Origin of the sequence: Nonomuraea sp. 3N208, assembly GCF_052245935.1 — a bacterium.
Classification (GTDB): domain Bacteria; phylum Actinomycetota; class Actinomycetes; order Streptosporangiales; family Streptosporangiaceae; genus Nonomuraea.
Window position 1 is genome coordinate 48,545 of sequence record NZ_JBQQBR010000063.1, and the last position, 11,930, is coordinate 60,474.

At 67.8% G+C, this 11,930-nt stretch carries 11 protein-coding genes; 4 read left to right on the forward strand and 7 right to left on the reverse strand.

Features of this window, described 5'->3' with window-relative positions; genetic code table 11:
• Positions 1-161: 161 nt before the first annotated feature.
• Positions 162-1,964, reverse strand: a complete 1,803-nt coding sequence (locus tag ACTWPT_RS54175; RefSeq protein ID WP_443185393.1) for an alginate lyase family protein — start codon at positions 1,962-1,964, stop codon at positions 162-164.
• A 516-nt stretch (positions 1,965-2,480) separates the two neighbouring features.
• Between ACTWPT_RS54175 and ACTWPT_RS54180 the strand changes: the two genes are divergently transcribed.
• Positions 2,481-2,615, forward strand: coding sequence for a hypothetical protein (locus ACTWPT_RS54180; RefSeq protein ID WP_443185394.1), 135 nt, complete (start codon positions 2,481-2,483; stop codon positions 2,613-2,615).
• Between the two features lie 98 nt (positions 2,616-2,713).
• Here ACTWPT_RS54180 and ACTWPT_RS54185 read toward each other — a convergent pair whose 3' ends face one another.
• From ACTWPT_RS54185 to ACTWPT_RS54205, 5 genes are all read right to left on the reverse strand, one after another.
• Complete coding sequence (locus tag ACTWPT_RS54185; RefSeq protein ID WP_443185395.1) at positions 2,714-3,526, reverse strand: hypothetical protein; 813 nt, start codon at positions 3,524-3,526, stop codon at positions 2,714-2,716.
• Between the two features lie 45 nt (positions 3,527-3,571).
• Positions 3,572-3,778 (reverse strand): hypothetical protein, encoded by a 207-nt coding sequence (locus ACTWPT_RS54190; RefSeq protein WP_443185396.1) that lies wholly within the window; start codon positions 3,776-3,778, stop codon positions 3,572-3,574.
• 52 nt (positions 3,779-3,830) lie between these two features.
• Positions 3,831-5,174: a hypothetical protein gene (locus ACTWPT_RS54195; RefSeq protein WP_443185397.1), complete on the reverse strand. Its 1,344-nt coding sequence runs from the start codon at positions 5,172-5,174 to the stop codon at positions 3,831-3,833.
• Positions 5,171-6,484, reverse strand: a complete 1,314-nt coding sequence (locus ACTWPT_RS54200) for a M23 family metallopeptidase (RefSeq protein WP_443185398.1) — start codon at positions 6,482-6,484, stop codon at positions 5,171-5,173. The genes ACTWPT_RS54195 and ACTWPT_RS54200 overlap by 4 nt, the downstream gene beginning before the upstream one ends.
• Before the next feature lie 326 nt (positions 6,485-6,810).
• Positions 6,811-7,275: a DUF3592 domain-containing protein gene (locus tag ACTWPT_RS54205; RefSeq protein WP_443185399.1), complete on the reverse strand. Its 465-nt coding sequence runs from the start codon at positions 7,273-7,275 to the stop codon at positions 6,811-6,813.
• Positions 7,276-7,489: 214 nt separating this feature from the next.
• Between ACTWPT_RS54205 and ACTWPT_RS54210 the strand changes: the two genes are divergently transcribed.
• Positions 7,490-8,950: a family 43 glycosylhydrolase gene (locus ACTWPT_RS54210; RefSeq protein ID WP_443185400.1), complete on the forward strand. Its 1,461-nt coding sequence runs from the start codon at positions 7,490-7,492 to the stop codon at positions 8,948-8,950.
• 85 nt (positions 8,951-9,035) lie between these two features.
• On the forward strand, positions 9,036-10,046 hold the full coding sequence (locus ACTWPT_RS54215; RefSeq protein WP_443185401.1) for a LacI family DNA-binding transcriptional regulator: 1,011 nt from the start codon (positions 9,036-9,038) through the stop codon (positions 10,044-10,046).
• On the opposite strand, the gene arfA is transcribed toward ACTWPT_RS54215, so the two are convergent.
• The gene (arfA, locus tag ACTWPT_RS54220) at positions 10,033-11,532 is read right to left on the reverse strand and encodes an arabinosylfuranosidase ArfA (RefSeq protein WP_443185402.1); all 1,500 of its coding nucleotides are present in this window, start codon (positions 11,530-11,532) and stop codon (positions 10,033-10,035) included. The genes ACTWPT_RS54215 and arfA overlap by 14 nt on opposite strands.
• 166 nt (positions 11,533-11,698) lie before the next feature.
• Between arfA and ACTWPT_RS54225 the strand changes: the two genes are divergently transcribed.
• The coding region (locus ACTWPT_RS54225) for a hypothetical protein (protein WP_443185403.1) at positions 11,699-11,930 on the forward strand (232 nt) is incomplete at its 3' end.

Consider the following 11,930-nt stretch of genomic DNA (forward strand, 5'->3'; position numbering starts at 1 on the left):
CAGACCGCCCTTTCCCGGCGACCTTCACACCGTTGACAATGCTGAGCTGGATCTCGTCAAGAGTTCGGCTGCGCCACTGTGGAGTCGGGCATCGAGGGCCAGGCCACGCCGGAGGCCCTCGGACGGTACCCGAGGTCCTCCGGCGCCTGCAGGCTGTTCGGTCAGCTGATGGTGGCAGGTTGGGCGGATAGGAGAGTTTGGGTCCAGCCTTCGGTGCCAACGGCGCTCTGGCTGCTGAGGTCGTCGCCCCGGCCGTCGTAGGGGTTCTGGTCGGCGTAGCGGAGGAGGGAGCCGTCGTTCCGGTGGCCGTAGTACACGCCCCCGCCGGGCGACAGGAGATGGTCGAAGACCTGCCAGGTGGTGTCGCGAAGCTGGTACCTCTGCCAGGAGCCGGGGCCGTCGATCCGGTAGGAGATCAGCTTGCCGTCGGCCGTTGTGCCGAGGATCCAGCCAGGGCCGGTCGCGGTCAGGGTCTTGAGGGTGAAGCCGTCGCCGATGGCGGTGTTGCCGATGATGTTGTCGATCGTGGGCTTGACCGCGTTGACGGTGTAGCGGCGCAGGGTCCCGCCGGCGATGCCGAACAGGTGGCCGTTGCCGTCGTAGGCGAGGAGGTCGTGGGTGTAACCGCTGCCGAGATAGACCGGCTTCTCGAAGGTGAGGCTGTCACGATTGCTCTGGATATCGACCCGGTAGAGCCGGCCCTCCGGCCCCTTCTCGGTGACCAGGAGGGTATTGAAGTCCAGCGTCGCCATCGCCTTGGGAGTGAAACCCAGAGTGGCCGTGGACACAAAGGCGCCACGCGTGCGCTGTCCGGTAGCGGCATCAATGGCGGTGTAGGTCAACTTCCCGTCCGGCAGCGCCCCGTAAACCGAGGCGCTCTCCACGGAGGAGGAGGCGGGGTTCTGCGCGTGGGTGAGGGTCTCCCAGCCCAGGAAGTGCGACACTCCCGTGGGGCGTTTCTGCTCGACCCACTGCTTGGCGTACGGCATGTCGTAGCCGAGGCGGTCGTGCAGGGCGTTGTAGCCGACCTCGAAGTGGTCCCCGAGGTTGCGGGTGACCTTTCCCTTGCACAGCCACGACGGGACCGTCCCGGCCAGTTGCCATTTGGCGTGGAAGTCCATCGCGAACCGCAGCCGATGCTTGGCCTTGGCGTACAGGTCGATGCCCTGGATGCGGGCGGTCTCCGCGACGTGGGAGATGGCCGCGATGCCCCATCCGGTGTGCCAGAAGTCGCGGCAGGTCTCCTGGGCCAGGCCGTCTACGAACGTGGTCTGCCCCTTCCAGTAGTCGATGATCTCGGCCTTGGTGTCGTGCTCGCTGCCCGGCGGCGCCTTGGGGTATGAGCCGTCCGTCGTCAGGTAGATGTAGGCAGGCAGCCTGCCGCGCCAGGTCGCGACAGCTCGGTCGAACGAGTCCCGGTCGTCCAGGTGCACGGCGATGCCGATGGCGGCATCGGTCATGATCAGTTCCCAGTTGCCGTTGCTGTTCGGCCGCCCGGCGATCAGGGTCGGGAGGTACACGGTGCGCAGCTTGCCGGCGAACCGGCCGGCCTGGCTCCAGCCGCCGTAGGTGTGCTTGATGAGCTCGGCGGCACGGGAGAAGTTGGCCCCCGCCCAGCCGGTCTGCAGCGGCGCGTTGTCCCCGGTGTGCTTGGTGATCACAGCTGACCAGGCGTCCATGATCTGGATCGCCTTCTTCGCGTAGCGGGCGTCCTTGGTGAGGTACCACTGCAGGGCGTGCGTGTAGGCCGCCATGGCGTCCTCGCGCTCGTCCGAGCAGCCATTGTCGGGAATGGAATTCCCGCCGCAGTTCACGTCGGCGCGGGGCTTGGCCGTGTAGGACAGCGAGGCGTAGGAGTGGCGTTGCAGTTTGCTCCAGGCGGCTCGCCACGGCTCCTTGTCCAGGTTGGCTCTGACGAAGTCGAGCTGAGCCCGGCTGACCAGGACCCCTGGATGCTTGAACACAGCAGCCTGCGCGGGTTGCGGGACAGCTAGCGCGGCGGCCACGAGCATTGTGGCAGCAACAGGACGAGCGAGACGCAAGGGATTCCTTCCCAAAGGGGGCTGGCTGGACAGTGATCGGCGTGGCTGGGGCTTACGGGTGGTCGGAGTCAGACGGCCTTGGAGGTGACGAAAGCGGCGGTCCTGCGGAGCGCTAAGGCCGACCGTGCCGATTACAGGAGCGCCGACCCGGTTCGTTCCTCACCTTGCTCGTGCGCCTCTGCGGACGCGGAGCGATGGTAGTTCAGCCTGGTATGTCGGCGGTATGTCGTTGCTTTCGCGCAGCGCGTGGAGTTCGCCGCGCTGCAAGAACCGTCGCGGCGAAGATCGTCAACTGCCCCGAGCGCCGCCGTAACCGCAGGCCAGCCGGCGGGAGCGTGCCCTGGTGCTTGCCCTCGAACGTGCCGGTGCAGGCGACGCCGCCCCTCGTCGACGCCCCACCCGCCCTGCGCGCGGGCGCCGAGGGGGTAGGCCTTGACCATGCGGCGCGCGACCGGGTCGATTTCCGCCAGGTACGCCGGGGCGCCGCTGACCACCAGCCACATCCGGGACGATCCGTCCGGCATCCGGGCGGTGGCGCCGCCGGCCGTCGTGGTCGCGGTGAGCGGGATCTGACCGACGTCCTCGATCGTGGGCGCCTGCGCGGACGTACTCAGCAGCAGGGCAGCAACCAGTGCCTTCGTTAACTTGCGGTGTCTCAGTCTCCTCGGGGGTCAGCCGGCCGTGACGCGGTACAGGACGTGGTCGTCGGAGATGAAGATGCGGCCGTCGGGGTGGACGGCCAGGTGCTGGGCCTTCTGGTCGACGACCAGCTGGCTGGTGCGCGTGGCTGGGGCGAACGAGAACACCAGGTGGTTCTGGACCAGGGCGTAGATCCGGCCGCTGCGGTCGCGGGCGAGCTCGCCTGCGGTGCTGCCGGTGTCGGGGGCGAGCTGCACCCGGTGCACGATCTGCCGGGTGGCGACGTCGAAGGCGAAGAGCTGCCCGTCTGCGAGCCCCCACACGAGGCCGGCGGAGTCCACGACGAGGCCCGGGATCGCCTCGGCGCCCGGCACCGGTGTCACCTCGAAGGCCTTGCCGCTGGAGACCGCCCACCCGAACAGGCGGGCCTCGGACTGCGTCGGGCTCGGCACCGTGTAGCCGCCGTGAATCGACGTGCCGCCGATGATCAGGCCTCCCGCGTAGGCCAGGCTCACAACGGACTGGTCGGTGACAACCGGCAGGTGCACGGTCGCCTGCAGGGTGGCCTTGTCGACGGTGACCAAGCTGGTCAGCGTCTTACCGGTTGCGGGGTCGACCGAGTTGAGCCGGGCGGGCTCGCCGGACGAGGCGGACCACAGGACCGGCTTCCCGTACGGTCCTCGGGCGACCGTGCCACCGATGAGCAGGACGTCCTTGAGGGGCGAGCCGAGAGCGTCGACGACCGGGGCGGCAGCGGCGGCGGTGCCCGGCCACATTATCGGGCCGGCCAGCGCCGCGACCGAGGCCGTGGCGGAGACCGCGAGTAACCGGCGACGTGTGAGCATGACAAGATCCTCCAGCAGTTACGGTCCTATCCGTTATTTGAAGAATCACGCTAAGCTTCGTGACGCCGCCAACAAGAGGATTACGGTCTCCACCGATATTCGGTCCACAGGCGCTCCAGGACCACTGCCACCCCCGTCCTCATGGTTGGCCAGGGTGCGCCGGTCGATCGCGGACAGCACCAGCGGGTGGGCGTTGGCCATGGCGTATCCGGCCCGCCACACGACAGGCAGGACGACCAAGTCGTTGGGCATGTCGCCGAAGGCCACGCAGAAGGCCCCGGCAGGCCGGGGCCTTCGCGACCTCTCAGGTGACGGTGTCGGGGTTGGCCGACAGCAGCACCTGCGTCCAGCCCTCGGTGTCCACCACGCCCTGCCCGGTCAGGTCATCACCCTGGCCGTCGTGCGGGTTCTCATCGAAGTAGCGGTGCACCGACCCCTCGGCGTTCCTGTGGCCGTAGTAGACACCGCCGCCCGGCGACAGCAACTGGTCGAACACCTGCCAGGTCGTGTCACGCAGTTGGTAGCGCTGCCACGACTCCGCACCATTGATCTTGTACGAGATCAGCGCACCCGCCGAGGTCGTGCCCAGAATCCAGCTCGGACCCGTCGCGGTCAGCGTCTTCAGCGTGAACCCATTCCCGATCAGCGTGTTACCCGTGATATCCGCCAACGCCGGCTTGTCGGCCGTCAGCTTGTACCGGCGCAACGCACCATCCGCGATACCGAACAGATAAGACGACCCGTCATACGCCAGCAGATCGTGCGTCCACCCCGTTCCCAAGAACACCGGCTTCTCGAAAATCACCGTGTCCCTCACCGTGATGACGTCGACCCGATACAACCGGCCATCCGGACCGTCCTCGGTCACCAGCAGCGTGTTGTGATTCAGCGTCGCTATCGCCTTCGGCTTGAACCCCAGCGACACCTCCGACACCTCGGCACCCGACGTCCGCTTACCGGTCGCCGCGTCGATCGACGTGTACGTCAACAGACCGTTCGACAGCACCCCGTACACCGAGGCCACACCGTTGGGGCCGTCGATGTAGGGCCAGATGGCGTTGACGATGATCTGTGCGTCACTGGCCTCGACCTGGTACCGGTCGGGGTAGGCCGAGACCTGGACGGCTTGGCAGACTTCGCCGATCGGCGCGGTCTGCCAGCTGTCGTTCGGGTAGACGCGGAGCATCTTGTCGAGGAAGGCATTGGTGGCCCACGTCGGGTTCAGGCGCTGGGTCCTGCTGCCCCAGGAGGCTCGCTGCTGGAACAGGCCAAGGCTGTCGTGGTCGACTTCCTCGCTGATGTTCTGGATGCTGGACTCCACGATCGTCGTGGCGATCGCGATGGCGGCGGCCCGCTTCGTCAGCCCGCGGTCGTGCACGGCCTTGATCACCATGCGGGCGCAGGAGACGCGGTAGGCGGTCATGTAGCCGCGCATCTTGTCGTCGAGCGCGCTGTTGAGCTGGGTGGCCAGGGCCGCGTCCGTCGAGGTGGTGCCGCCAGGGTCGCAGGCGACCGTGGCGTAGGCGGCGGTGATGTCCGACGCGTCCATCGGCGGGTCCGTCGGGTCGGCCATCGCGGGGTGGGATAACCCGATCAGGCCGATCACGGCCGTGGCCGCGACGGCGGCGCGTGCTGTCAGGCCCTTCACGAGCTGGTCACGGTGTCGGGGTTGGCCGACAGCAGCACCTGCGTCCAGCCCTCGGTGTCCACCACACCCTGCCCGGTCAGGTCATCACCCTGGCCGTCGTGCGGGTTCTCATCGAAGTAGCGGTGCACCGACCCCTCGGCGTTCCTGTGGCCGTAGTAGACACCGCCACCCGGCGACAGCAACTGGTCGAACACCTGCCAGGTCGTGTCACGCAGTTGGTAGCGCTGCCACGACTCCGCACCATTGATCTTGTACGAGATCAGCGCACCCGCTGACGTCGTGCCCAGAATCCAGCTCGGACCCGTCGCGGTCAGCGTCTTCAGCGTGAACCCATTCCCGATCAGCGTGTTACCCGTGATATCCGCCAACGCCGGCTTGTCGGCCGTCAGCTTGTACCGGCGCAACGCACCATCCGCGATACCGAACAGATAAGACGACCCGTCATACGCCAGCAGATCGTGCGTCCACCCCGTTCCCAAGAACACTGGCGTCGCGAACGTCACCGTACCCTGCACCGTGCCGATATCGACCCGATACAACCGGCCGCCCGTGCCGTCCTCGGTCACCAGCAGCGTGTTGTGATTCAGCGTCGCTATCGCCTTCGGCTTGAACCCCAGCGACACCTCCGACACCTCGGCACCCGACGTCCGCTTACCGGTCGCCGCGTCGATCGACGTGTACGTCAACAGACCGTTGGACAGGACGCCGTAAACGGACGCGTCGCCCTTGGGAGACACCGGGCCGCAGTTGCGGCTCTCGACGTTGTCCCACTCCATGCCGTTGGCCTGGCCGTAGGTGACGCCGTTGAAGATCGGCTTGATGCGTTCGGAACCGGCGAACCCCCAAGAGGCGTCCCCATCGCCGTTGGCGTCGTAGGCGAGCTCGAAGTGCAGGTGGGGGTGGTCGTTGGACTCCCCCCCGGTCCTGCCGACCTTGCCGATCACCGTTCCCCGCTCCACCTTGTCCCCGGCCGAGACGGCGCGGGACTGCAGGTGGATGTAGGTGGTGAAGTAGCCGCCGCCGTGATCGATCTGCACGACGTTGCCGCCGTTGTCATGCCAGAAGGACTTGTCCACAGTCCCGCCGGCGGCCGCTAGCAGGGTGGCGCCTTCGGTGCCGTGCTGGTCGGGCTCCTTGACCATGTCGAGGGCGGGTGCGTGGGCCCAGCTGTTCAGCTGCCACTTCTGGCCGCACGGGAAGGGAAGCTGGAAGTTCGGTACGGCCAGCGCCGGGCTCGCCAGGCCGACGACGCAGAACGCGGCGGTGAACAATGTGGCGATGAACCCGCGTAATATTGCGGATCGCGACATGAGATTCCTCCAGGTGAATTCCGAGTGGACGGGAAATGCTCAGACAAGCGATTCACATTCCCACTGACTTCTCCTGTGCGGAACCGATCATAGGAGGCGGCGGTATATCGCGGGTATGTTTACAGGATTGTCGCGTGCCGTTCCAGAAGGGGGTAAACATCTCGTCCACTGGCACATGCGCTGGCCCCCGATGGCGCCCTGCTCGTCGGTGGGGAACTCGATGCCGTCGTTCTCGTAGGCCTTGTAGATGATGCCGCCTGGCACGCCACCCCCAACGAGAGCCTCAGGAATGGGATGAGGGCGCGTCCAGGTCGACCAGGTTGCGATTAGGCTCGCAGCCGAGTGATCCGTCGTCCCTTGGCGAACAAGACCGCACCAATCGGCGTGAACACCACGCCGAGTCCACCGACGATCAGCGGAGCGAGGAACGCTGACCAGAACGACGCAACCCGCGCGTTGGACGGATCGTCCGGGTCGTAGGCGACAGGTACGCTTTCGCCCTTCTTGTGGGACGGTGGGTTGCTGCCAGTGGAGCTCTGAAACGAGTACCGCCTGGCGTCGACGGTGAACTCCACGGTCGGGTACCACGACGTGTCGCGGCGGGTATGGCCGCCGGAGCTCCGTGTCGTGGTGGTCCGTGCGGTCAACTCGACCACGGTACCGTCGGTCCGGTTGGCCGAGGCCAGGAAACTCACCGTAGAGGCGGCCAGCGCGATGCCGACGCAGAGCAGCACCAGCCCGATAAAACCGAAGATCCCGCCGAAGATGGTATAGAACCGTCCGTTGTGCATGGGACGAGTCTGCCCAACACGGAGCAATATGTCGTGTGGGAAATCGAGGCTCGCGGCGGACATCACCACCTGAACGACCGGCTCAGAGCCAGTGCCACGTGATCCGCGCCTGGCCGGGTGTGAAAGTTTCAGCGTCGATTGACACGCCTGACGTGAGCGCTAACAATCGCGGAATCCCAGGCCCACAGGGAAGTCTGACACAGGGAGTCCGACGATGATCGGAAGAACCCTGGCCGCCCTGGCGCTCCTGCTCTTAGCCCTGGTCCCCGGCACGGGACCCGCCTCGGCAGCCACATCCTTCACCAACCCCCTGAAGTCCCAGAAGGGCGCCGACCCCTGGCTGGCGTACCACGACAGCAACTACTACCTGATCAACACGACCTTCACGAACACGCTGGTCATCCGCAAGTCACCCACGCTCCAGGGCCTGCCCACCGCCCCCAGCGTCCAGGTCTGGCAGGACACCACCGGCTCCCGTGGCACCAACTTCTGGGCCCCGGAGCTGCACCCCTTCAACGGCCGCTGGTACATCTACTACTCCGCGGGAGCGGTCGGCGCCGCCTGCTGTGACAGCCAGCGCACGCACGTGCTGGAGAGCGCGGGCAGCGACCCGCTCGGGCCGTACACGTACCGGAACATGCTCACCGGATCCAACCTCACGCCGGGCGGCTGGCTGATCGACGCCAGCCCCATGACCTTGAACGGCTCGCTCTACCTGCTCGGCAGCGGGTTCATCGGCGGGAGCACGCAGAGCCTGGTGATCGCGCCCATGAGCAACCCGTACACGCTCAGCAGCAGCACGTTCAGCCTCATCTCCAGTCCCACGCACACCTGGGAGACGCAGGGCGGCACGGTGAACGAAGGGCCGGTGGCGTTGCAGCGCGGCGGGCGGACCTTCGTGATCTACTCGGCCAGCGCCTGCTGGGGGCCGGACTACAAGCTGGGTCAGCTCACCTACAACGGCGGCAATCCGCTCAGCGCCTCGTCGTGGGCGAAGCGGAGCACGCCGGTGTTCCAGCGGTCGGGCAGCGTGTACGGCCCCGGCCACAACGGGTTCTTCACCTCCCCCAACGGCAGCGAGAACTGGATCGTCTACCACGCCAACAGCTCCTCCGGCGGCGGCTGCGACAACAACCGCACGACCCGCGCCCAGCGGTTCACCTGGAACTCCGACGGCACACCGAACTTCGGCACCCCGGTCGCCACCGGTACGAGCCTTCCGGCGCCCGCCGGGGAGACCGCGGCGACGCCGGCCGCGTACACGCTGGTCAACCGCAACAGCGGCAAGTGCCTGGAGGTCGCGGGCGGCGGCACGGCCGACGGCGCGAACATCCAGCAGTGGGCCTGCAACGGCGGCGCCAACCAGCGCTGGCGCATCGAGGACCAGGCCGACGACACCAGCCGCCTGGTGAACGTCGCCACCGGCAAGGTCGCCGACGTGGCCAACTGCGCCTCCGCCGACGGCACCGACATCCGCCAGTGGAGCTGGCTCAACAACACCTGCCAGCGCTTCAGGCTCGTCTACACGGCCACCGGCGGCTGGGTCCGCCTGGTGAACGCCGCCACCGGCAAGGTCGCCGACGTGGCCGACTGCGGCACCGCCGACGGGACTGACGTGCGCCTGTGGAGCTGGCTGAACAACAACTGCCAGCAGTGGTCCATCCGCCCGGTATGAGGTCGGCGGCGGTCCACCGAGAAAATATGATCGCGCGCTCGCCTCTTCGGCCTGTTAGCGTTACCGCCAAGGGGGGTGAGCCGCGGTGAAATCCAGGGACGGCAGGCCTGCGGTGCTGACGGACGTGGCCGTGCTCGCCGGCGTTTCCACGATGACCGTCTCGCGGGTGCTCAACGCCCCCGAGCGCGTCCGGGCCGAAACACGGGCCCGCGTGCTGGCCGCCGTCAAGGAGCTCGACTACCGGCCCAACCAGGCCGCACGCCAGCTCGTCACCGGTCGCTCCGGCGTGCTCGGCGTGGTCAGCATCGACACCACGCTCTACGGCCCCGCCTCCACGCTCTACTGCATCGAGCAGGCCGCCAGGCACGCCGGCTACAACGTCAGCATCGCCAGCCTGAGCTCGCTCAACCGCAGGTCGATGGAGGAAGGCGTGCAGCGGCTGCGTGCTCAGGCCGTCGACGGCGTGATCATCGTGGCGCCGCACGAGTCGGCGGCCGACGGCCTGCGCCACCTGCCGCCCGAGATGCCGGTGGTCGCGGTGGACGCCGGCGACGACATCCCCGTGCCCGTCGCCAAGGTGGACCAGGGGGCCGGCGCCGTACGTGTGACCAGGCACCTGCTCAGCCTCGGCCATGAGACCGTCTGGCACGTGGCCGGACCGGCCGACTGGCTCGACGCCAACGGCCGCATCGAGGGCTGGCGCGGGGTGCTGGAAGCCGCCGACCGGCCGGTGCCCGAGATCCTGCGCGGCGACTGGAGCTCGCGCTCCGGCTACCAGCTCGGCCGCGACCTCGCCAAGAACCCCGGCATCACCGCCGTGTTCGTGGCCAACGACCAGATGGCGCTCGGCGTGCTGCGCGCGCTGCGCGAGGCGGGGCGGCGCGTCCCCGAGGACGTGAGCGTGGCCGGGTTCGACGACATTCCCGAGGCCGCGTACTTCTGGCCGCCGCTGACGACCGTGCGGCAGGACTTCCAGGCGGTCGGCCGGCACGCCTTCCACATGTTGCTGGACCGGATGGCGGGCGCCGAGCCCGACGCCCGCCGGTTGGTCGAGCCGGAGCTCATCGTCCGCGAGAGCACTGCTAGACGAGCCTGATCACGTTCCAGGAGACCGGCGGCAGCAGGACCCGCATCGGGTCCTGCTCGACGTCCGCGTTCGGCCGCGGCGCGACGCGGTCCGGGTCGTCGGCCGTGTTGCGGGCGTAGACGTCGGTGTCCGTCAGCGTGGTGGCCTCGACGATGCGCGCCGGTGTTCGCCCGCCGAGCGCCCGCGCGTCGATCTCCAGCGACAGCGGCCCGTCGGTCGAGCGGTTGACCGCGAACACCGTCGTGCCCTCGCCGGAGTGCGTGGCCACGGCGTGCAGCACCGGCACCTCGCCGTATTCGGCCGTCTCGTACAGCGGCGACACCGGCTCGATCCGCAGCACGTCGCCGGCCGCGAGCCTGGACGCCTGCGCGAACGGGTGGAACGTGGTCTGCCTCCAGGCCCGCCCGCCGGGCTCGGTCATGATCGGCGCGATCACGTTCACCAGCTGCGCCAGCGAGGCGGCGGTCACCCGGTCGCTGTTGCGCAGCAGTGTGATCAGCAGGCCGCCGAACGCGACCGCGTCGGCCAGGTGGTAGTGGTCCTCCAGCAGCGGCGGCGCGACCGGCCAGTCGGTGGCAGGCTCGGCGTTCTGGAAGCGTGACAGGTACCAGACGTTCCACTCGTCGAAGGAGATGTCGATCCGCTTGCGTGACTTGAGCCGGGCGCCGACGTGGTCGGCGGTGGCCACGACGGAGCGGATGAAGTACTCCATGTCGGTCGAGCAGGCCAGGAAGCTGCCGAGGTCGCCGTCCTTCTCCTCGTAGTAGGCATGGCAGGAGATGTAGTCCACCAGGTCGTACGTCTCCTCCAGCACCTCCGCCTCCCAGGAGCCGAAGGTCGGCATGCCGGAGCCTGAGCTGCCGCAGGCCACGAGTTCCAGGTCCCGCTGCACCATGCGCATGGCGCGGGCGGTCTCGGCGGCGAGCCTGCCGTACTCGTGGGCGGTCTTGTGCCCGGTCTGCCAGGGGCCGTCCATCTCGTTGCCCAGGCACCACATCTTGATGCCGTGCGGCTCCTTGGCGCCGTTGGCGGCCCGCAGATCGGACAGCGCGGTGCCGGACGGATGGTTGCAGTACTCCAGCAGGTCGAGTGCCGCCTCGATGCCGCGGGTGCCGAGGTTGATCGCCATCATCGGCTCGACGCCGGCCTTGCGGCACCAGCGGACGAACTCGTCGACGCCGACCTCGTTCGTCTCGGTGCTGTGCCAGGCCAGGTCGAGCCGGCGCGGGCGCTGATCCTTGGGCCCGATGCCGTCCTCCCAGCGGTAGCCGGAGACGAAGTTGCCGCCCGGGTAGCGGACCGTGGAGACGCCCAGTTCCCTGGTCAGATCGAGCACGTCGCGGCGGAAGCCGTCCTCGTCGGCCGTCGGGTGCCCCGGCTCGTGGATGCCGGTGTAAACGCAGCGCCCGAGGTGTTCGACGAACGTGCCGAAGGTACGCCGGCGTACCGGAGCGACCGTGAACGCGGGATCGATCGTGAGTTTGGCCTGATGCACGAAGGTGGCTCCTGTTTCGCGGGCGTTACTTCGCTCAGAATTGTTAGCGTTATCAGCGCGGTTGGTCAAGGTCATGCGATCACGAAAACCGGTTGCGATCAGAGCCTTGACATCTCTCTTGTTACCGCTAACACTCGGGTAACCCCGACGAAACATCGAGGCAACCGTGCAAGATCCCCCCAAAGTCACCCGCCGGAGCCTCCTCGGCGGCAGCCTGGCGCTCGCCGGCGCCGCGGCCGCCGGATGCGCCATCCCGGTAGGGCTCGGCTCCCTGCAGCAGGAGGCCAAGGAGGAGGTGCTGACCTTCGACCGGCCCCCGTACGTGCTGGACTACCACAACCCGCTGCAGACCGACCTGCTCCGCAACGGCGTGCGCTACCGCACCATCTACGTGCCGG